Here is a 21729-nt window from a genome sequence, read left to right on the forward strand (position 1 = left end):
TCAGTCCCCATCACGAAGGGTTTCCCTCACATGGACAGCACCACCATACGCACCCGCAGACTCCTGGCGCTCGCCACCGCGGCAGTCATGGCATTCGGCGTCGGCGCGTGCAGCAGCGACAAGAACGACTCCGCTGAGGGATCGGGCCAGAACGGGCCGGTGAACATGGAGTTCTGGGGCTGGGCCGGCTACGAGAAGATGGTCGACCAGTGGAACGCCTCCCACCCGGACACCAAGGTCACCTTCAAGAAGATCCCGTCGGGCGCCAAGGGCGGCTACACCCAGATCAGCAACGCGATCACCGCCGGCAAGGGCCCGTGCCTGGCCCAGATCGAGTACCAGACCATCCCGTCGATGCTCGTGAAGAACATGGTCATGGACATCACGCAGTACGCGAGCGACGACATGGACAAGTACGTCCCGTCCGCCGTCTCCGCCTCCAGCGTCGGCGACAAGATCTACGGCATCCCGGTGGACGTCGGCCCGATGGTCCTCTTCTACCGCAAGGACCTCTTCGCCAAGTACGGCATCACCAAGCCGCCGGCCACCTGGGCCGAGTACAAGGCCGACGCCGAGAAGGTCGCCGCCGCCGATCCGAGTGTGAAGTTCGGCGACGCGCCCGGCGACGGCAACGGTATGGCGGCCTTCAGCCTGCAGACCGGCCAGTCCTGGTACTCGACCAAGGGCGACAGCTGGACCGTCAGCATCGACAACCCCGGCACCCGGAAGGTCGCCGAATTCTGGCAGGACTTGAAGGACGAAGGTCTGGTGACGAAGGGAGGCAACGCCTGGGACCCGCAGTTCAACAAGGCCTCCGAATCCGGCAAGGTGCTGACGTTCGTCAACGCGGCCTGGGCCGCCGGCGGTCTGAAGTCGGATCTGAAGGGCCTGGCCGGCAAGTGGCGGGTCGCCCCGATGCCGACCTGGGAGGCCGGGGACGGCAAGAGCGCCAGCAGCGGCGGCTCGGCCACCTCGGTGATGACCGGGTGCAAGACGCCCCGCGAAGCAGTACAGTTCGCCGATTTTCTGTCCAGTGACCCGCAGGCCGTGAAGACGGGCATCGAAACCGGGCTGTACCCCGCCTCGAAGGCCGGACAGGACGACCCGTCACTCACGGGGGGTGACCCGTACTTCGGCGGCCAGAAGGTCGGTGACGTGTACAAGGCCTCCGCCGCGCAGGTGCCCAGCACCTGGACCAACGGCCCGACCTTCCAGCAGGTCGAGTCGGACTTCACCGGAGCCATCGGTCAGGGCACCCTGCCGGACGCGGTCACCAAGGTCCAGGCCTCGACGGTCGCCGCGATCAAGAAGCTCGGACTGTCGGTGACCAACGGCTGAGCCGGCGGAACTCCAGCCGCCCCGAAGGATCCCGCGGCCGCCCGCATCCGGCGCCGCGGGAACCCGCTCCCTGACGACGAACCGCCCAGCGAGGTTTCCATGAGCAGTCCCAGCAGCACCCGGACCGCGTCACCACCGCGGCAGGCGCCCGCGGTCACCCGCCGCGTCTCCCCCGCGGGCCGGCCGCGGCGCACCGGCCGCCGCAGCGCGCTGACCGCGTCGGGTTTCCTGGCGCCGTTCGCGGTGCTCTTCCTGACCATGATGGTCGCGCCGATCTGCTACGCGATCTACCAGAGCTTCTTCACCGTCCGCCGCGCGGGGCTGTTCGGCGGTGCGCAGACCACGGAGTTCGCGGGACTGTCCAACTACGCCGACGCCTTCAGCGACCACGACTTCATGGCGTCGATCGTCCGGGTCGTGCTGCTGGGCTGCGTCCAGGTCCCGGTCATGCTCGGCCTCGCCCTCCTGCTCGCGCTCCTGCTGGACTCCCGCTCGGCCCGGCTGCGGAAGACCTACCGGCTCACGTTCTTCCTGCCGTACGCGCTGCCGGGTGCGATCGCCGCGGTGATGTGGTCCTTCCTGCTGGTGAAAGACCTCTCGCCGTTCACCGGACCGCTGTCCCACATCGGGATCCACATCGACTTCCTGTCACCGTCGTGGGTTCCGGCCTCGATCGGGAACATGCTCACGTGGGGTTGGACCGGCTACAACATGCTGATCATCTACTCCGCGCTGCAGACGATCCCCGCCGAGGTGACGGAGGCCGCCGCGCTCGACGGCTGCACCGGCTGGCGTCTGGCGTGGGCGGTGAAGATTCCGCTGGTGCGTCCCGCGCTGGTGCTGACCACGGTCTTCTCCATCATCGGGACGGCGCAGCTGTACACCGAGCCGGCGGTGCTGGTCAGCGCCCGCATCCCGGGCGTCGACCCGAAGTTCTCCCCGATCATGAACACGACCCTGGGCATGGACGTGGGCGGCCAGAACCTGGCCGCCGCCGAGTCCGTCGTACTCGCGCTGATCACCCTCGTGCTCTCGTTCGGATTCCTCAAGTACAACCAGCGCAAGGGAGCGATGGCATGAGCGTGATTCCGGCCGGCCGACCGACCCGACCGGCGCGTCGCGGCACCGACATCGCGAGCAAGATCGTCGTCAACGGCGTGCTGGGCCTGATGGCCCTGTACACGCTGATCCCGCTGTGGTGGCTGTTCGTCTCCTCGACCAAGGCCTCGGGCTACCTCTACACCGGTACGCCCCTGTGGTTCTCCCACTTCGACCTGGTCACCAACATCAGAAACGTGTTCAGCTTCGAGGACGGCATCTTCTCCACCTGGCTCGCCAACAGCGCGCTGTACAGCCTCGTCGGCGCCGCCGTCGGCACCCTGCTGTCCGCGATGGCCGGCTACGCGCTGTCCAAGTTCAGCTTCCGCGGCCGCGAAAGCGTGTTCAACGTCATCCTCGCCTCGGTTCTCATCCCGGCGCCGATGTTCGCCCTGCCGTTGTTCCTGCTCATGGCCAAGCTGGACATCACCAACTCCTACTGGTCGGTGCTGCTGCCCAGCTGTGTCAGCCCGTTCGGCGTCTACCTGTGCCGGATCTTCGCCGCGTCGTCCGTCCCGGACGAACTCCTTGAGGCCGCACGGCTCGACGGAGCAGGCGAACAGCGCACCTTCTTCCGGATCGCCCTGCCGCTGATGTCCCCGGCACTGGTGACCGTCTTCCTGTTCCAGTTCGTCGCCATCTGGAACAACTACCTGCTGCCCTCGCTCATGCTCAACACCCCCTCACTGCAGCCCGTCACGGTGGGCCTGGTGCAGTGGCGCTCGGAGTTCGCCAGCGGAGTGCCACTGCTACTGCCGATCACCGGTGCGTTCCTGTCGCTGATCCCTCTGCTCGTCGCCTTCGTCAGTCTCCAGCGGTTCTGGCGCAAGGGCCTGACCGCAGGCTCCGTCAAGTAACGCTTTCGCTGCCCCACGCCGCTCCTGACCTGCAAAGGACCACTGCAATGCCTCGCGCCCACGTCACTCTCGACAAGCAGGCCGTCATCGCTCCTGTCCGACGCCGCACCTTCGGATCGTTCGTCGAACACCTCGGCCGATGCGTGTACACCGGGCTCTACGAGCCGGAACACGCGACCGCGAACGACGACGGATTCCGTATGGACGTCGTCGAACTGGTCAGGGAGCTGGGCACCAGGACCGTCCGCTACCCGGGCGGCAACTTCGTCTCCGGCTTCCGCTGGGAGGACTCGGTCGGCCCACGCGACAAGCGCCCGGTGCGCCGCGACCTCGCCTGGCATTCGCTGGAGTCGAACCAGGTCGGCCTGGACGAGTTCGCCCGCTGGCTCAAGCTCACCGACTCCGAGATGATGCTCGCGGTGAACCTCGGCACACGCGGCATCCTGCCCGCCCTGGACCTGCTCGAGTACGCCAACCACCCCTCCGGTACGGCGCTTTCGGATCTGCGTATCGCCAACGGCACGCCGGAGCCGCACAACATCCGCATGTGGTGCCTCGGCAACGAGATGGACGGGCCCTGGCAGACCGGTTTCCTGAACGCCGACGACTACGGCAAGCTCGCCGCCCGTACCGCCGGAGCGATGAAGATGGCCGACAAGGACCTCGAACTCGTGGTCTGCGGCTCCTCCGGCTCCTGGATGCCGACCTTCGGCGACTGGGAGCGCACGGTGCTCGAGCACACCTACGACCACGTCGACTACGTCTCCTGCCACGCCTACTACCAGGAGCTCGACGGCGACCTGGGCTCCTTCCTCGCCTCGGCGACCGACATGGACTACTTCATCGACACCGTCGTCGCGACCGCCGACCACGTGGGGTACAAGAAGCGCTCCAAGAAGAAGATCAACATCTCGTTCGACGAGTGGAACGTCTGGTACCAGAAGGAGTTCCACGAGTCCGACGAGGTCAACGACGAGTGGCGGCACGCTCCGCGGCAGCTGGAGGACGTCTACTCGGTGGCGGACGCCGTGGTCGTCGGCAACCTGCTGATGACGCTGCTCAAGCACAGCGACCGCGTCACCTCGGCCTCGCTCGCGCAACTGGTCAATGTGATCGCACCGATCATGACCGAGCCCGGCGGCCCTGCCTGGCGGCAGACGACCTTCTACCCGTTCTCGATCACCAGCCGGCTTGCCGCCGGTGAGGTGATCCGGCCCGTTGTCGAGGCGCCGACGTACACGACGGCACGCCATGGCGAGGCGTCCGTCGTCGACGCCGTCGCGACCGTCGACGAGGACCGGGCCGCGGTCTTCCTCGTCAACCGCGAGCTTACACAGGCCACTCAGGTCACGGTCGACGTGCGCAGCCTCGGCTCCTCGCGGATTCTGGAGGCGGTCACACTCGCCGACAAGGATGCGTACGCGAAGAACACACTCACCGAGCAGAACCGCGTGACCCCGCACGCGAACCCGAGCGCGATCCTGTCCGACGGGCTGCTCAGCATCGAGCTGCCGCCGGTGTCGTGGACCGCAATTGCGCTGGGCTGAGTGACTGTCACCGCTGCCGGCATGCAAGACCGAGACGGCGCTCACCGACTGCTGGCGCTGCTGCGTGAACGGTTCTCCACGATCAGTCTCGTCTGGGCCAGTTCGGCCCGCTCGGCGATGACCAGGGCGACCTGCACCGGGGCAACCGGCCGGCCCGCGCCGAGGAGTTGTTCTCCGGACCACGCGGCCGACCCCGCGCTGACGCTGCCGGAGCGGGACTTCCTGTCCGCCGCGCCGGACGCCCGGGCGGCGGAGCGGCGGGTCGCGGCCCGGATCAGCCGCAGGCACCGCATCCTGGCCGTGTGGCTGTCCGCCGTCCTGGCGGTGGCGCTGCTGACGGCCCTCGCCATCTGGCAGGCCTACGCCGACAACGCGCGCCGGCGCACCCAGGAAGCGGCCCGCCAGGTCGCCGACGTGGCAGACGCGCTGCGCACCACCGACCCGCGCACCGCGCTGCTGCTGGGCGCGGCCGCATGGACGCGGGGGCCGGGATGATGGGTGTACGGGGACTTGTCGGCGAGGAGTTCACGGCCCGAGGCGGAGTGCAGGAACCTCAGCCGGCCGTCCGGCAGGGCCTTGACAGCGAGGTGGCCGTTGACCAGACGGGCAGAGCCGTCTTCCGCAACGGACACTTCGACGTGGGGGACGTTCGGCGGGCTCTCCAGCGCCCCGGAAGCGGCGGGGTCGACCGTCCCGGAGGAGGCCCGAACCCGAACCGCGTGCGGTGGCGCACACCGCGCGCAGGGAGCCCGACTGCGGTCAGTCACCGGATTTTTTGTGTCACCGCGGGTGTTACTCCGCGTCGCGGCGGGCCTGGCCGCGGCGGCGGAGCAGCAGGAGGCCGCCGGCTACCGCGGTGACGCCGGTCGCCGCCGTCCACAGAGCGAGGTCCGAGGCGCCGGTGGCGGCCAGGTCCTCGCCGCTCTTTCCGCCCTGGGTGCTGACGTCCCCGGAGGACTGCCCGGCCGGGGACTTGGACGAACCGGATGACCCGGAGGTACCGGACTTGGCGGCCGTCGACTTCGACGGGGACGGTGAGGCCGCCACCTCGGCTGCGGTGGCCTTGTCCCGGGTGTACGCCAGTGTGCCGAAGCCGAGTTCGTCGAATCCTCCGCTGTTCGGGCCGTAGTCGCCGCCGCCTCCCTCGGGCCCGCTGCGGGCCAGCATCTCGCGGGTGTTCGGCATGGCCATGCCGCGCCTGTTGACGTAGTGGTTGTAGACCCGCTCCCAGACCGGGCGCCCACCGCCACGGCCGCCTTCGGAGATGACCTTCTCCTCCGTATTCAAGCAATGCACGCCGTTTGTCCAGGTGTAGGAGGTGTAGGGCACCTTGTAGCCGAGGTTGTACCGGGCGACGTACTCGCACGCCTTGCGGAACTTGGAGTCCTCCGCGCCGTAGAGGTCGACGCCCTGGTTCCAGGCCATCTCGCAGATGGTGCCCATCAGGCCGATACCCATCATGCTGTGGGCCTGGTCGCGCCCGCTCTCCTGCCACTGGGCCAGGCCCACGTCGTTGTAGACGTAGGGGATCGCCTTGGCCAGCGAGCCGTTGCCTTCGCCGTTGTAGAAGTAGTCCACCGTCTCGTCGAACTTGGCCCGGTCGTCGCAGAGGATGCCGATGGCCATGATCGAGGCCATGGTGCACAGGTCCCAGTTCGCCCAGTAGTGGCCGATGCAATTGGTCTCGCGGTACATCATGTGGCGGTTCATCGGATAGAAGTGCTTGACCAGCATGTCCTGGAAACGGGCCAGGTCGAAGCCGGGGTAGCCGCGCAAGAGCTCGCCGACGTTGGCGAACTGGTACCCGTAGATGCCCGCCAGCAGCACGACTTCGGAGCCTCCGCCGATGACCTTCAGCGTCCCCGACCAGGCGTTGCAGATGTCCCGTGCGGTGTCGGCGTGTGCGGTGTCGCCGGTGATCTTCCAGCGCAGCGCGTTCTGGTAGGCGGCGTGGACGTCGTGGTAGAGGGCCCCGTAGTTCTGGGGGCCGCCCCCGCCCCGGGTCGGGGTCGCCAGCGGGTTGGGCCGCCATGTGCTCTGCGAGTGACGGTTGGCGGTGAGCCTGGCGAAACCCGCCGTGTAGGGGGCGGCGCCCGCCTTCACCTTGGCGGCCATGCGCTCGAGATCGGCCCGGGTGTGGAGCATCCCGGGGTGCGCGAAGGACGTGCGCGCCGCCGTCGCGGGGGAGGCTGCCACGCCCGCGCCGATACCGATACCGACCGCGCCGGTCGCCGCTCCCGCGGCCTTGAGCATGCTGCGTCGGCTGATCCGATGAGTCACTGCGTCGTTCCTCGGGCTCTCGTGGGGACAGTGCCTACGTAGGGAGACGTGATACGGAGCGGGCGATAACAAAAAAGTGGGCACCACCGATGAAAGGCAGTGGTCTTGACGTCCTCCGTCATGGGACTCAGCGTCACCCGGACGCATCTGGACAGGCAGGTCGCCGATGGCGGACGCTCCCAGGAACTCCCCCGTGGGCCGGCAACTCCAGGTGAAGACACACGGCCTCGATGTCATCCGCGACACGGAACGCAGAGGCGCTCCACCGTCACCGGGGCAAACGGCACGAGCTACGGTCTCAATCCACAGGGCCATCTGCCAGGGGCGGTCCACATTCCGGGCACTTCGCGGGCAGTGCGCCCAGTTCGGTCAGGGCCCAGCGAATGCCGCCCGGCTCGGTCCAGTCGGGCGGAGTCGCACGTTCCGGACACGCGCGGTGGGCGCGGCGCAGGGGCTCGACCGCACCCTCGACGTCCAGGCTCGCCAAGGCCATGGCCGCCCATTCGCGGACGGTCGGGTTGTCGCTGTTCAGCAGCCCGATGAGGGCGGGACCGCAGCGGGGGTCGCCCACCTCCTCGAAGACCTCGATGGCGGTCAGCTGCCCGAAGCCGCCGAGGGAGGGCAACCCGTCGATGAGGGCGGGGAGGGCGTCGGCGCCCATGTCGATCAGTTCCGCGCGGGCGTCGTACGACGGGCCGGTCGCGTCGTCGAGCTGCTGGACGAGTCTCTCGATGTGCGTGGTCATGGGTGGTCCCGGCGCCAGGGCGTGGGGAGCCACCAGCAGACGGGGCGGATCTCGTACGAGCCGGGCATCGCTTCCAGCACGCGATGCCCGCGGCAGCGGCAGAGGCAGGGGCAGGACGAGGGGGAGGCGCTCATCGAGCAGTCTCGTCGCCGGTCCCGCCGGTGTGCCAGGGATTTCTCCGCGCTGTCGCGCCCTCGTTCGCGTCCGGCTCGTGGGGGCTCGGGGGGCTCGGGGGATGTCGATCGCCGGTAGTCGCGGTCGGTCCTGTGCGGCGACGGGGCCGTCGGTCGTGATCGGATGTGCCGCGTCGCGTCTCCCGTCGCGCGCCACGCCCAGGGGGCCGGGTGAGTGCCGGATCGCTCATTTGTGCGTTCGATCAATCGGATGTGTCGGATGTATTGACGCGCTCTCTTTTCCGGATCTAACCTCTGCCCGATTTCACGAACAGCGTTCGATATATCGTTCAACGTCCCTGATTGGACAGTGAGTTGGTGATGAAGGCTTCCGGCCGAAGCTCCGCCCACCTGAAACGTCGTCACGGACGCTGAGAAGCACAGCCACCCGGCCCGCGCCACAACCGCCCCACCTGGGCGGACGTACGTGCTCACGCGCCCTGACCCGCCGTCACCACGGCGCCCTGGGCGAAGCGGTGAAACACCGTCGTTCGGATCCCCCCTTCCGGCCCGCGCGGTGTCCGGGTCCTGTCCCGCCCGTTCCGAGACCAAGTTGCCCCCGCCACCCGGCTCCCCCTTCGCCCGGCGGTGGCACCCGCACCCGACAGGAGATCCGATGTCTGCGCTCCGCGCCCGGCTGACGGTGATATTGCTCGCCGTCTGCCTCCTCTTCACGGGCCAAGCCCTCACCACACCCCAGCGGGCGGCCGCCGCCGACCCCGGCTACCTGATGGTGCACTTCACCGCCGACTCCGCGACCGGTCAGATGCTGTACCTCGCGCACAGCACGGACGGCCTGCACTGGAACGACCTCAACGGCGGAGCGCCGATCCTCAACTCGAAGATCGGCACGAAGGGAGTGCGCGACCCCGCGCTGGTGCGCTCCCCCGACGGCAGCAAGTACTGGATCATCGCGACCGATCTGTGCGTCCGCTGCGGCTCGACGTACACCAACGGCAGCCCCAACTTCGTGGTGTGGGAGTCGACCGACCTGGTGACCTGGTCCAAGCCGTGGCTGCTCGCCGCCGCCTCACTGGTCCCCGGCGGAAAGAACGCGTGGGCGCCGGAGGCGATCTGGAACCCCGAGACCAACGACTACGTCCTGTACTGGTCGACGAACGCCACGGTCAACGGCGTCTTCAAGTACCGCATCTACTCCGCCCGCACCAAGGACTTCCGCACCATCACCACCCCGCAGATCTGGATCGACCCGCCCGGCAGCACCCCGGTCGTCGACACCCAGATGACCGAGGTGCCCGCAGGTACCGGCCCCTACCGCTACCTGAGGGTCTCCGGCGACGGCCAGAACAACGTCGAGGGCAGCAACTCGATCCTGGGGACGTGGACCAACCTCGGCAACCTCTCCAGCATCGGCCTCACCGGCAACGTGGTCGAAGGCCCGGTCTGGATGAAGTTCAGGGACCGCGACGAGTGGGCCCTCTACATCGACCACAACAACGCGCAGGGCGTACGCGAGTACAGGCCGATCCTGACGACAAACCCGTTCGACGTCAGCACCTACCGGCTGCAGCCGACGACCAGCTACGACATGGGCGGCACCGCCAAGCGCCACGGCGCGATCATGACCCTCACGGCCGCCGAGGAGAGCCGCGTGCTCGCCCGCTGGCCCAACACCCCGGCGCAGCGGCTCCAGTCGTACAACTTCCAGGACCGGTACGTGCGCCAGATCGACTTCGACGTGCGCATCGACCCGAACGTCAGCCCTGTCGAGGACTCCCAGTTCCGGATCAGGCCCGGCCTGGCGGGCACCGGCACCGTCTCCTTCGAGTCGGTGAACTACCCCGGCTACTTCCTGCGCCACGCAAGGTACGACTTCCAGCTCGCCCTCAACGACGGCAGCAGCCAGTTCGCCGCGGACGCCACCTTCCGGAAGGTCGCCGGGCTCGCCGACTCCACCTGGTCGTCGTTCCAGTCGTACAACTTCCCCGACCGCTACATCCGCCACTACGCCTACCAGCTGCGCCTCGACCCGATCACCACCGCGACGGGGCGCAGTGACGCCACCTTCCGTGTGACGAACTGACCCGCATCGCCAGGAGCGCCGGCGCCTCCAGGCCGGCGCCGGCACGGATGCGTCACCCCAACCCCCACGTCCGCATGGCCCTCATGGCGGCACCAAGGCGGCCTGGGACAGCACGAGAGCGTTGGCCCAGGCACCAATTGGCTCACCGCGGCTCCCTGGAGCTGACGAGGGATCGAACCTGTGGGCGGCTCCAGGCCGGGGCCGCCCACAGGTTCTGGATCCGCCCGCACCTTTCCTACGCCCCGGAGGCACCAGATGAGTGCAGCATCCCTCCCGTCGCGCCGGCTCTTCCTCGGCATGGCCGCGGCCATGCCGCTGTCCACCACCGGCGTGCTCACCCTCGGCAGCCGGTCCGCGAGCGCCGCGACGACCTCCCCGTTCGTCATGGCCTACTTCACCCAGTCACCGAGAAACCTCGGCACGGACTACGGCCTGCACCTCGCGGTCAGCACCGACGCACTGCAATGGATGCCGCTGAACCAGAACAACCCCGTCGTGACCCCGACCGCGGGCGACGGCGGTCTGCGCGACCCCTTCATCCTGCCCAAGCAGGACGGCACCTTCGTCGTCATGGCGACCAATCTGAAGGGCACCGACTGGACCAAGAAGACCCCGTACATCCACGTCTGGGACTCCGCCGACCTGCGCTCCTTCGACAACTACCGTCTGCTGAAACTGCACGACATGGACACCCACACCTGGGCGCCCGAAGCCTTCTGGGACCCCTCCCGCGGCCAGTACGCCCTCATCTACTCGGCCGTCAACAGCAGCGGACACAACGTGATCATGGTGAACTACACCACGGACTTCGGGACAGTGACGGCGCCGCAGGTCTTCTTCGACCCGGGCTACGACATCATCGACGGCACCCTGGCCAAGGATGTGAACGGCGTCAACTACCTGTACTACAAGGGCCGCAACAGCCTGGTGGGGGCGAGGTCCACCTCCCTCGCCCCCGGCAGATTCACCCAGTTCACCTCGGGCCTGGCGCCGCAGGGAGGCATCGAGGGCCCGATCCTCGCCGAGGCCTCCGGCACCTGGTACCTGTGGGGCGATGCCAACGCGCTCTTCTACACCTGGCAGACCAACGACCTCTCCGCCGGCACCTGGACCTCCACCGACCGGCGCGTCTACACCCAGCCGCTGAACTCCAAGCACGCCGACATCAAGCCGATCCCCCAGACGGTGTACGACAACATGGTCGCCAAGTGGGGAAAGCCTGCCTGGAACCGGCTGAAGTCCTACAACTTCCCGGACAGATACTGGCGGCACGTCGATTTCCTCGGCCGCATCGACCCGTACCCGTTCGACCCCTACACCGACTCCCAATGGAAGCTGGTGCCGGGGCTGGCCGACCCCTCCGGCGTCTCCTTCCAGTCCCTCAACCAGCCGACCCGCTACCTGCGGCACTCCTACTACCAGCTGCGTCTGGACGCCAACGACGGCACCACGAGGTTCGCCCAGGACGCCACCTTCCACAGGACCGCCGGGCTCGCCGACCCGTCCTGGTCGTCGTTCCGCTCTCACAGCCACCCGGACCGCTACATCCGGCACTTCAACTACGCGCTGCGCATCGACCCGATCTCCACCGCCACCGGCAGAGCCGACGCCACGTTCTCCGTCTGGTACTGAGGCGGCGCGCACGCTCCGAGTGCGCCCGGCTCGTGGCGGTTCGGGGGATGTCGATCTCTTGGCGTGAGCAGCTCTCGGGGAGGGAGGCCGGCAGGTCGGGGGAGGGGGACTCATGTGGGTGGCGTCGGCGATTCTCGGGGTGCTGCTCGTGTTCAACGGTGAGGTGCGGGTGCTCGCGGTCGCCGCCGCGGTGCTCCTGCTCTGGCTGGGGCACAAGCGCAGCACCATGCTGATGACGGCGGCCGGGGCGGGGGTTCTCGCCCTGCTGTGGTTCGCGGCGTTCTAGGGGCTGTCGGGAAACTCCCTCCCCCACTGCCCTAAAGGCGTGGGAGGTGCCCCCAGCCCCGCGGCGCCCGGCACGCTCCCCCAAGCTCTTCGAGCAGGGGATACCCCCACTCGCCACGCCGGGCGAAAGCTCGAGTACGCCCAGTACGAGGACTTCGGCCCTGCGCGCCGAGAGCACCCACCGGACGCCGCAGGGCCGCCCTCCGGGCGACGACAGGAGTTTGACGACAGCCCCTGGTGCCGTGGTCGGGTCGCGGGGACGGGGTGCGCGGAGCCACCGGACACCGCGCCCCATGCATGACGGCCCGGCCGCACGGCGAAGGAGCCGTCGGGCCGGGCCGTGACCGCGCCCGCTCGTATCAGCCGGCGGGCGGGATCGATGTCCGTCTAGCCGGTGACCCGGCGGAACGTCCACTGCTGGTTGGTGCTGCCCCTGTCGGCATACTGGATCAGCGCGGCGCCGTCGGCCGTGCTGCCGGAGCTGACGTCGAGCACCTTGCCGCTGTTGCGGTTGACCACCTGGAACACACCGCCGGACAGCGGGCGCAGCTGCCACTGCTGGCTGGCCCTGCCGTCGGGGGTCGCCTGTACGACCCGCGCGCCGTCCGCCGTGGAGGATCCGGCCACGTCGAGCACCTTGCCGCTGCGGACGCAGGTGATGGTGTGGTAGCCGTCGGCCGTGGACTGGAAGGCCCACTGCTGGTTCGTCGCACCGTTGTCGGTCCACTGGATCACGGCGGCGCCGTCCGCGCCGGACCCACCGGAGACTTCGGCCACCTTGCCGCTGCGCACGCTGACGCACTTGTAGGCCCGGGTGGGTGCGATGGTGTACTGCACCGAGTCGACGTCGACGTGGCCGGTGCCGTTCGGGTTGTAGGTGTAGAGGCCGATCCGGTCGCCGCGGTAGCCGCCCCACGTGAGCTGGTAGGTGCCACCTACCTGGGTGAACGTGTTCCCGTCGAGGCTGTAGGAGAAGCGGCTGACCCCGTTCACGTCCCACGTGGTGCGCAGCCACACGGCGTTCTGCGTGATGGCCGCGCCGCTGGTCAGGGTGGAGCCTGCGTTGTGCTCGATCGTGGTGGTGGTCCCGGAGCGTCGGACACCCAGTCCGGCGTAGGTGGCGGCGTAGTGGCACAACCCGGCGTGCTGGCCGTCGGCGAGGCCGGCCAGTTCGAGGCGGACGGTCACCGTGGCGCCGCCCGCGGTGCGCAGCACGCGTTGGGTGAGGGTGTTGCCCACCTTCGTCAGGTTGTCCCCGGCCAGCGGTGCGAACGCCTTCAGCCGCAGATAGCCGGGGCGTTCGGTCAACGACCAGTAGCCCGAGCGGGGTTGGTAGTACCACTCCCACTGCGGCTTGAGGCGGGTGTCGGTGAACGAGTCGCTGGTCACGACGGCGGGCAGCGCGTCGACGGGGAGGCCGGGGGTGCCGGTGTCGGGCAACCGGCCCGTCCACGCCATGGTGCCGATGCCGTCCGAGCCCACCGTGCCGATGATCGGCCAGCCGTCCACCCAGGTCACCGGCAGCAGGGACAGCACGCGCCCCTCCCAGCCGCCGTGGCCGTGGTGGGTCACGAAGTACCAGTCGCCGCCCGGGGTCTGCACCAGCCCGCCCTGGTTGGGCTCGCGGTCCACCGAGGTGTTGACGTGCAGCAACTGCCGGGTCTCGAAGGGGCCGTAGATGCTGGAGCCGCGGTTCATCATGAGGACCCGGCCCTCGGGCTTCACCTCGCTGAACAGGTGGTAGTAGACACCGTCGATCTTGTACAGCTTGCTGGCCTCGCTGCGCGACGACTGGTGGATCACCGGGGCCGGGCCGACCAGCGACTTGCCGTCCGCGGACAGCTTGTACAGGTGGATCTTGTAGTTGTCCGAGTAGTGCGTGGTGACCAGGTAGCCCTGGCCGTCGTCGTCCCAGAACGGGCACACGTCGTTCCAGCCGGAGGTCCGCCACATCGAGTGCAACGGCTCCCACGGCCCGGTCGGCGACGGGGCCGACGTCATGAAGAAGCCCTCGTCGGGCGTGTTGAAGTACACCCAGTACCGCCCCGCGTGGAAGCGGATGGCCCCGGCCCACACACCCCGGCCGTAGCGGTTCATCCGGTCCCAGTTCAACTCCGGTCCGATACGGGTGACATCGCCGACCGAACCGCCGAGCGTCCGCCAGTTGAGCAGGTCCTTCGAGTGCAGGACGGCCATGCCGGGCGAGTACCCGAACGTGCTGGTGATGCCGTAGTAGTCGGAGCCGACCCGGATGCAGTCCCAGTCGCTGAGGTCGGCCGGGACGATCGGGTTGGCGTAGGTGCCGTCGCCCTGGTCACCCCAGGTGCCGGCCGGAAACGAGTCTGCCGCCGCCACGCTCGACGGGAGCAGGCCCGGCAGGAGGAGGGCGCCGGTACCGACCGCGGCGAGCCGGCCGAGTTGTCTTCTGGTGAGGTCCACGATGCAGTCCTTGGCTGGAGGTCATCAGGTGCGGGAGCGATGGGTGGACACCGCGAGGAGAACGCGGGAGGGAGAACGTGGAAGGGACACGGCCTTCGCGTCGTGCGTGCCGCGTCCCGGCGGGCTGACGCCCCTCACCCGCGCTGTGCGGGGTGGCGGCATGACGAAGGCACATCCCAGGACGCCTGGGCAACGGGTCCTTTGGGACACACGGCGACCGAGGACGGAATGACGACTGGTCGATATATCGAACGGCTAACGACTTCCCGAACCGATCGACGCCGAAGTTAGAGTCCCGGCCGCACAGAAGTCAACGGATCGTGCGCGTTTTTCCGAGACGTGCGTCGGCAGGGACAGTGCACGCACGGCACGCCGACGGGCGGCGTCGGCCGAACAGAACAGACGGCGTCAGCCGAACAGACGGCGCTGGATCTCGCGCCGGTAGTCCTCCAGGGTCCGGTCGAGGTGTGCCGCGGTGGCCTGCGCCGCTTCCTCGGGGCGGCCGTCACGGATGGCCCGGTAGATCGCCCCGTGCTCCTCGATGGCCGCCTCGGTGTTCTCCCCGAACGAGTCGTGGATACCGATGGCGCTGGACTGGCGCTGCAGGCGTCGCGCGTCCCGCACGGCGCTGACGAGGAACGTGTTGTGCGAGGCCACCGACACTGCCGTGTGGAAGTCCTCGTCCGCCTGGTTGAACACGTCGACCTGACCGTGGACGAACCCGTGCCGGCACTGCTCCATGGCGACTTCGATGGTGCGCAGCTCCGAGGGGGTGGCGCGGGTGGCCGCCAGGCTGCTGGCGGCCATCTCCTGGACCCTGCGGAACTCGAACAGCATCAGCACGTGGTCGAGGTCGACGGGGCGGAAGAAGCCTCCCCACCGGCTGGTGACGAGCATGCCTTCGTCGTCCGCGACGAACAGACCCCGCCCCTTGTGCGCCCGTACCCGACCCAGCGCCGAAAGGATCTTGACGGCTTCCCGCACCACCGCTCTACTGGTGTCCAGCGTCCGGGCGAGGTCGATCTCCGTGGGCAGCCGGTCACCCGGCACCAGTCGCTCCTCGGCGATGTACGCGAGGATCCGCTCCGCCACGATCTCGTACCCGGGACGGTAGTCACGCCGCCCGTCCGAGCCGTCCACCCCCGCGGGCGCGGCAGCAGGGACTTGAGCCGGCAAGGCCGCTTCGATCGCTGGCATGTCGTCCATCTGCGCTGCCTCCCGGGTGACTTCTGCTCACGCGACTGATCGCGGTGGAGCCGCATCATCGTAGCGCACAGGAGATATAAGTCGTACTCATTCCGACCAAGATCCATGACGAGAGCCATGACCATCCGAGTGCGGAAGTAACCTTTATCGGGCACAGATAGCGCAACTGCTCGCCCATCGCCGGAAATTCAGCAATGGAACGCTGCACGCACCCTTGACGTACCACTCGATAAGGCGGCTAATTTCTTCCACACCGATCGCAGCGCAGCCGCCTCTTCCGTTTCCGTCGCGTCTCCGGGCCGCCCAGCGTCGTCCCGGCTCGCGCCACTCGCCCACCCGCTCGAGCCGCCTGCCCCCCATCTGCTCGGGGCACCCGCACACCCAGTGGAGTGACTCATGACCGTCAACCAGTCCTCGTCCAGCCCGAAGAGAGCCTTCGGCAGGAAGCGAGCGGCATCGCTGGCAGGGTGCGCGGTCACGGTGCTGCTGACCGTGACGGCCTGTGGCGGCGGCACCGCCGGTAGGACCACCAAGGACGGCTTCGCCCAGGCGCCGCAGAAGGACGGGGCGTTGACCGTCTGGGTGGACGCGACCCGCGTGGAGGCCGCGAAGCTGTACCAGAAGCTGCACCCGGACGTGAAGCTGGACATCGTCACCTACGACGGCAACGCCAACGGGTCCAACTACCTTCAGACGAAGGTCCAGTTGTTCAACCGCACCGGCAAGGGCTGGCCGGACGTCGTCTTCAGCTCCCAGAACAACGAGGTGACCTGGGCCGTCGACGCGAAGTTCGCCGCTCCGCTGAACAAGGGCCTGATCCCCGAGTCGACCCTGGGACGGTTCGCGAAGGGCGCCAATGACGTCTGCACGGTGAACGGCACCGTCTACTGTCTGCGCAACGACCTCTCCCAGACGGTGCTCTGGTACAACGCGCCGCTGCTGAAGAAGTTCGGTTACACGGTCCCGACGACCTGGGAGGAGTACCAGGCGCTCGGCGAGAAGGTCGCCAAGGAGCACCCCGGCTATCTCGTGGGCGACGCCGGTGACTCCTTCACCCCCGAGATCTACCTGTGGGCGAGCAAGTGCGGCGCCAACGACATCACCGGCCCCAAGTCCGTGTCGGTGAACACCACCAGCGAGGCCTGCACCAAGATGGCCAGGCTCATGGACGTACTGATCAAGAACAAGTCGATGTCCATCAGCGGGGTCTTCAGCACCGACTTCGGCAAAAACCTCGCCGACAAGGTCCTGCTCATGCCCGGCCCGGCCTGGTATGGCGGCGCGGTGTTCAGGGACACCTTCAAGACCCCGGCCAAGCAGATCGGCGCGGCGCCCATGCCGCAGTGGCAGGGCGAGACCTCGCCGTCCACCGGCAACGTCGGCGGCGGCACCTGGCTGCTGTCCCAGCACTCCACGCACATCAAGGCCGCCACCGACTTCCTGAAGTGGGTCACCACCGACAACGCCTACCAGGGCGAGCAGGCGCCGGGCTTCCCCGCCTACGCGCCGGCGGCCGAGGCCTGGCTGAAGGGCCAGGACGCGGCCGGCTACTTCGCCACCGACCTGAGCGCCCTCAAGGACGCCTCCTCGCAGGTCTGGAAGGGCTGGGGGTCGGGCCAGTTCAGCCAGGAGGCGATCTGGGCCGCCACCGTCAAGCCCGGCCTGACCCAGGGCAAGACCATCGAATCGCTGCTGCCGGCCTGGCAGGACTCCATCGTCAAGTACGCCCAGTCCAACGGATACAAGGTCTCCCAGTGACCCTCACCCACTCCCCGGCCGGCTCTGCCACCCGGCGCCCTCGCGGCGCCGCCCGGCAGAGCCGGGCCGGCATGGCCTTCGTCGCCGCCTACGTCGTCCTGCTGATCGCCTTCGGTGTCCTTCCGACCGGCTACGCCATCTACTTCGCCTTCACCGACGCCGGGGGCACGTTCACCGGCTTCTCCAACTTCGTCACCACGGCGCAGGACTTCCGCTTCCTGGACGCGGTGGGCCATGTCGCCCTCTACCTCGTCTTCTGGCTGCTGTCCCTGGTGGTGTTCGTGGTGGCCCTGGCGCTGCTGCTGCACCGCCTGTCCTCGGGTTCCACCAGCAGGACGCTGCGTTTCCTCTACTACATCCCGGGAGCGCTCGCCGGCGCGGCGAGTGTGCTGGTGTGGCTGTTCATGCTCGACCCGACGGTCAGCCCGGTCAGTTCACTGCTCGAAGCGCTGGGCTTTGACACCTTCGGAGAGGTGATCGCGCCCGGCAACCTGCCGGTGCTGTTCACGATCATCGCGTTCTGGACCGGCGCGGGCGGCTGGATCGTCGTCATGTACGGCGCACTCAACAACATCCCCACGGACGTCATGGAAGCCGCCCGCATCGACGGCGCGAACGCCTGGCAGACCGCCTGGCACGTGCAGATCCCGATGCTCCGCAAGTGGATCGTCTACATGGTGATCCTGGCGTTCGCGGGCGGCGCCCAGCTCTTCGTCGAGCCGCAACTGCTCTCCCTGGCCAGCGTCGGCACGGCCGGACGCGACTACTCCCTCAACCAGCTCACCTTCGACTTCGCCTTCCAGATGAACAACATCAACGGCGCCGCCGCGGTCTCGGTGGAGCTCCTGGTCGTCAGTGTGTCGGCCGCCGCCCTCTTCGTCGCACGGTCAGGGTTCTTCGATGCCGACTAAAACCCCCGGTGGCCGAGTCGCCACCACCACGGCGAGCCGGGAACGGGAAGCGCCCCGAACGAGCCGGTCTCACCAGCACCGGCCGCCGCACCGCCGCAGGCCCGTGGGGCACATGGCATCCCGGCTGCTCACCGGATCCGTACTGGCCGCGTTCCTCGCCTTCTTCGTACTGCCGGTGCTGTGGCTCGTCCTCGCGGCGACCAAGACCGACCAGCAACTCGTCCACGACAACCCGCTCTCCTTCGGCTCGTGGCACGCGTTCAAGGCCAACTGGGACGCGCTGACGGCCTTCCAGGACAACGCCGTCATGCAGTGGCTGGGCAACTCCGCCCTCTACGCGGTGATCTCGCTGGTCATCACACTCGCCGTCGCCATTCCCGCGGGATACGCCCTGGCCATGACCGAGTTCCGCGGCCGGCACAGCCTGCTGATCGCGACCCTGGTCGTGATGCTCATGCCGAACGCCACCCTGGTGGTCCCGCTGTTCCTGGAGATCAACGCGGTGCATCTGATCGGCACCATGTGGTCGATCATCCTGCCGTACTCGTTCTACCCCTTCGGCGTGTACCTGACGTACATCTACTTCACCACCGCCGTACCCAAGGACCTGCTGGCCGCGGCACGGATGGACGGCTGCTCCGAACTGCGCGTCTTCTGGCACATCGCGCTCCCGCTGGCGACGCCGGTCATCGCACTCGTGGGCTTCTTCAGCTTCGTCGCCAACTGGACCAACTACTTCCTGCCCTACGTCATGCTCCCCGAGAGCAGCCAGATGCCCATCCAGGTGGGCGTCGGCACCCTGCTCAGCAACGTGCCGTCCTTCAACCCGGCCGCCGGCTCCCTCGCGATCGAACGGCCGCAGCTGGCTCTGGCGACGCTCGTGGCCATCACTCCCGTACTGATCGTCTTCCTCTTCGCCCAGCGCTTCCTGGTCAGCGGGATGCTCGCCGGCGCCACCAAGGAATAGGCGCCAAGGAATAGCGGCCCGTCCGCCTGGCCGTCGTCCCCGGCGTGCGCCGCCCCGCCGCCCACCCCGAACGGAGATCCTCCATGCCCGAAAGCTCCGCCGACCCTTCTTCGGCCGAGGCCGCCCCCTGCGACCAGCCGGCCCCGCCACCCCACATCGAGGCGGGGGTGCCGCTGCTCGAACCACCCGGCTGGGCGGTGGCCCAGCGGTCCCTGTTCGACCTCCTCGACCACGCCTGGCGGCGCTTCGCCCGCGACTTCACCGGCCCCGACGGACGCCTGAACTACTCCGGCCCGCTCACCACCCGCGACGGCGTGGACGACTTCTACGAGGTGTTCTTCAACTGGCCCCAGCTCTACCTCCTCGGCGGCGCCGACGACCTGCTGCCCGCCAGCGAGAAACACTGGGAAGGCGTCACCCGGCAGCTCACCGAACTGGGCATGCTGCGCGACGAGTTCGAGCGCGGCTACGACTGGTTTCACCAGGGCGAGAGCCTGCTGCTGCTCTACTTCCTGTGCATGGCCGCCCCCGACCGCTGGCGTGAGCGCGCCCTGCGCTTCGCCGACTTGTACGTCGACCCGGCCCACGGCAACTACGACCCCGAGCACCGCATCATCACCCGCCCGCACAACGGCAGCGACCCCGACCGCACGGGCCTGTTCGACGGCGACGTCTACCCCTGGCTCCAGAAGGAGGCCGACACCTACGGGTACCCGCTCGAGTGGATCCCCGAGGCGCAGGGCGGCCCGTTCCCGCTCTCCTCCGACCCGCGTCTCGGCGCGCAGATGCGCGACCGGATGGGCGTCGGAGACACCGCGCTCAACCTCGGCGCCACCGGTCTCGTCCTCAACGCCTGGATCCTGACCGGCGACGAGCGCTACCGCGACTGGATCGTCGAGTACGTCGGCGCATGGCGGGAGCGAACCGAGGCGAACGACGGTGTCATCCCCGACAACGTCAGCCCGGAAGGAGTCGTCGGCGGCCTCCTCGAGGGCCGCTGGTACGGCGGCCACTACGGCTGGTCCTGGCCCCACGGCTGGCACAGCATCGGAACCGCGGCCTGCGTGGCGGCGCTCGCGGCGGCGACGGTCACCGGGGACGACGACTTCCTGTCCATGGTCCGCACCACGCTCGACTCGCTCATCGCCCGCGGCAAGGTGATGCCCCACACCGAGGCGGACTCCAGCCTGCCCGCCAAGTGGGCGGTCGAACTCGGCCCGGACGCCGACATCCCCACGCTCCACGTGCCGTTCCGGCACAACGACACCGGCTGGTTCGACTACAACCCGACCACCCCGCCCGTACCGGTGGCCCTGTGGCACCACTCGGCCTCGGACCACGACCGCGAGCGGCTGGAGGACCTGCGCGAGGCCGAGGCGATCGACTGGCGCACCCTGCGGCCGTTCCGCGCCAAGGAGGAGTCCGGCCACGAGAAGGCATGGTTCGCCTTCCTCGCCGGCGACGACCCCGGCTACCCCGAACGCATCCTCGCCACCGCCCAGGCCCAGATCCGCCACCGCCTGCGCCGCATCGACCGCTACCGCGACCTGGACGTGCCCGAGGCCGACATCCACGTCTGGCAGCAGTCCAACCCCGTCGTCACCGAAGCCCTTGTCCAGCTGACCTGGGGCGGCCCCCAGGTGCTCTACAACGGCGGCCTCCAGCAGGCCCGGCTGCGCTACCACGACGCCGAGGCCCGCCGCGCCGGCCTGCCGCCGGACGTGGCCGCACTGGTCACCTCCATCGACCCCGAGGCCACCACGGTCGAGCTGGTCAACCTCGCCCCCGAGACGGACCGCACGGTGATCGTCCAGGCAGGCGCCTTCGCCGAGCACACCATCACGGCTGTCCGGTACACCACCTGCACGGACGACGGCTGGATCGGCGACATGTACGACTACGGCCACACCGAGCCGGTCGTCACCGAGGCGGAGCAGGACTGCGCCGGCGCCTTCCTGGCCGTACGGCTGCCCGCGTCCACCCGTATCCGGCTCACTCTGCGCCTCCAGCTGCGCTCCCGCACCCCCAGCTACCGCACCCCGTTCGACACCCCGGCGGGCCCGCCCTCCCAGGGCACGGAAGGAGAACGCGCATGAAGCGCATCGCGCAGACCATAAGGCTCCGCCCCGAGCACCGGGAGGAGTACCTGCGACTCCACGCGGCGGTCTGGCCCGGCGTGGAGGCCGCCCTGCACCGGGCGAACATCCGCAACTACAGCATCTTCCTCCACGGCGACGTGCTGTTCGCCTTCTTCGAGTACCACGGCGACGACTTCGAGGCCGACATGGCCGCCCTGGAAGCCGACCCCGAGACCCAGGAGTGGTGGAAGCTCACCGACCCCTGCCAGGAGCCCTGGCCCGACCGGGGCGACTCCCGCCAGTGGACGGAACTGACCGAGATCTGGCACCTCGACCCGCCCGGTGAGGACGCCACCGTCTGACACGGACCG

General features: G+C 68.6%; 17 protein-coding genes. 13 read left to right on the plus strand and 4 right to left on the minus strand.

The features are described 5' to 3' along the window. Positions 1-30: 30 nt before the first annotated feature. The 5 genes from ACIBAG_RS01060 (at position 31) to ACIBAG_RS01080 (ending at position 5335) form a co-directional block, all read left to right on the plus strand. A complete protein-coding gene (locus ACIBAG_RS01060) occupies positions 31-1338 on the plus strand; it encodes an ABC transporter substrate-binding protein (RefSeq protein WP_399099513.1) in 1308 nt (435 codons plus the stop codon). A gap of 99 nt (positions 1339-1437) precedes the next feature. After that, positions 1438-2418 (plus strand): carbohydrate ABC transporter permease, encoded by a 981-nt coding sequence (locus ACIBAG_RS01065; RefSeq protein ID WP_399099515.1) that lies wholly within the window; start codon positions 1438-1440, stop codon positions 2416-2418. Then, positions 2415-3293: a carbohydrate ABC transporter permease gene (locus ACIBAG_RS01070; protein ID WP_399099517.1), complete on the plus strand. Its 879-nt coding sequence runs from the start codon at positions 2415-2417 to the stop codon at positions 3291-3293. Before ACIBAG_RS01065 ends, ACIBAG_RS01070 begins: the two co-directional genes overlap by 4 nt. A gap of 47 nt (positions 3294-3340) precedes the next feature. Next, positions 3341-4840, plus strand: coding sequence for an alpha-N-arabinofuranosidase (locus ACIBAG_RS01075; RefSeq protein WP_399099519.1), 1500 nt, complete (start codon positions 3341-3343; stop codon positions 4838-4840). A 21-nt stretch (positions 4841-4861) separates the two neighbouring features. Further along, positions 4862-5335, plus strand: a complete 474-nt coding sequence (locus ACIBAG_RS01080) for a hypothetical protein (protein ID WP_399099521.1) — start codon at positions 4862-4864, stop codon at positions 5333-5335. Between the two features lie 297 nt (positions 5336-5632). Here ACIBAG_RS01080 and ACIBAG_RS01085 read toward each other — a convergent pair whose 3' ends face one another. Together ACIBAG_RS01085 and ACIBAG_RS01090 are read right to left on the minus strand one after the other, a co-directional pair. Beyond that, complete coding sequence (locus ACIBAG_RS01085) at positions 5633-7120, minus strand: alginate lyase family protein (protein ID WP_399099523.1); 1488 nt, start codon at positions 7118-7120, stop codon at positions 5633-5635. A 298-nt stretch (positions 7121-7418) separates the two neighbouring features. Beyond that, on the minus strand, positions 7419-7865 hold the full coding sequence (locus ACIBAG_RS01090; RefSeq protein ID WP_399099525.1) for a HEAT repeat domain-containing protein: 447 nt from the start codon (positions 7863-7865) through the stop codon (positions 7419-7421). A 789-nt stretch (positions 7866-8654) separates the two neighbouring features. Here ACIBAG_RS01090 and ACIBAG_RS01095 point away from each other — a divergent pair. The 3 genes from ACIBAG_RS01095 to ACIBAG_RS01105 all read left to right on the plus strand — a co-directional run bounded on the left by ACIBAG_RS01095 (position 8655) and on the right by ACIBAG_RS01105 (position 12000). Beyond that, on the plus strand, positions 8655-10082 hold the full coding sequence (locus ACIBAG_RS01095; RefSeq protein WP_399099527.1) for a glycoside hydrolase family 43 protein: 1428 nt from the start codon (positions 8655-8657) through the stop codon (positions 10080-10082). 255 nt (positions 10083-10337) lie between these two features. Next, positions 10338-11714, plus strand: coding sequence for a glycoside hydrolase family 43 protein (locus ACIBAG_RS01100; protein WP_399099529.1), 1377 nt, complete (start codon positions 10338-10340; stop codon positions 11712-11714). Between the two features lie 112 nt (positions 11715-11826). After that, entirely contained in the window at positions 11827-12000 is a 174-nt protein-coding gene (locus tag ACIBAG_RS01105; protein ID WP_399099531.1) for a hypothetical protein, read from the plus strand. Positions 12001-12386: 386 nt separating this feature from the next. Here the strand turns inward: ACIBAG_RS01105 and ACIBAG_RS01110 are convergent, their stop codons facing one another. Further along, positions 12387-14438: a family 43 glycosylhydrolase gene (locus ACIBAG_RS01110; RefSeq protein WP_399099533.1), complete on the minus strand. Its 2052-nt coding sequence runs from the start codon at positions 14436-14438 to the stop codon at positions 12387-12389. Positions 14439-14846: 408 nt separating this feature from the next. Continuing rightward, entirely contained in the window at positions 14847-15644 is a 798-nt protein-coding gene (locus ACIBAG_RS01115; protein ID WP_399099535.1) for a FadR/GntR family transcriptional regulator, read from the minus strand. Positions 15645-16040: 396 nt separating this feature from the next. Here ACIBAG_RS01115 and ACIBAG_RS01120 point away from each other — a divergent pair, with 396 nt between their 5' ends. The 5 genes from ACIBAG_RS01120 (at position 16041) to ACIBAG_RS01140 (ending at position 21720) form a co-directional block, all read left to right on the plus strand. Continuing rightward, positions 16041-17402 carry an ABC transporter substrate-binding protein gene (locus ACIBAG_RS01120; protein WP_399099537.1) on the plus strand — a complete coding sequence of 454 codons (1362 nt, stop codon included), beginning with the start codon at positions 16041-16043 and terminating at the stop codon, positions 17400-17402. Further along, positions 17399-18313: a carbohydrate ABC transporter permease gene (locus ACIBAG_RS01125; protein WP_399099539.1), complete on the plus strand. Its 915-nt coding sequence runs from the start codon at positions 17399-17401 to the stop codon at positions 18311-18313. Before ACIBAG_RS01120 ends, ACIBAG_RS01125 begins: the two co-directional genes overlap by 4 nt. Positions 18314-18425: 112 nt before the next feature. Beyond that, on the plus strand, positions 18426-19280 hold the full coding sequence (locus ACIBAG_RS01130) for a carbohydrate ABC transporter permease (RefSeq protein WP_399099541.1): 855 nt from the start codon (positions 18426-18428) through the stop codon (positions 19278-19280). Between the two features lie 83 nt (positions 19281-19363). Continuing rightward, on the plus strand, positions 19364-21376 hold the full coding sequence (locus tag ACIBAG_RS01135) for a hypothetical protein (RefSeq protein WP_399099543.1): 2013 nt from the start codon (positions 19364-19366) through the stop codon (positions 21374-21376). Beyond that, positions 21373-21720: an L-rhamnose mutarotase gene (locus ACIBAG_RS01140; RefSeq protein ID WP_399099545.1), complete on the plus strand. Its 348-nt coding sequence runs from the start codon at positions 21373-21375 to the stop codon at positions 21718-21720. Before ACIBAG_RS01135 ends, ACIBAG_RS01140 begins: the two co-directional genes overlap by 4 nt. Positions 21721-21729 lie beyond the last annotated feature (9 nt).

This window comes from Streptomyces sp. NPDC051243 (assembly GCF_044455405.1).
Taxonomy (GTDB): Bacteria; Actinomycetota; Actinomycetes; order Streptomycetales; family Streptomycetaceae; genus Streptomyces.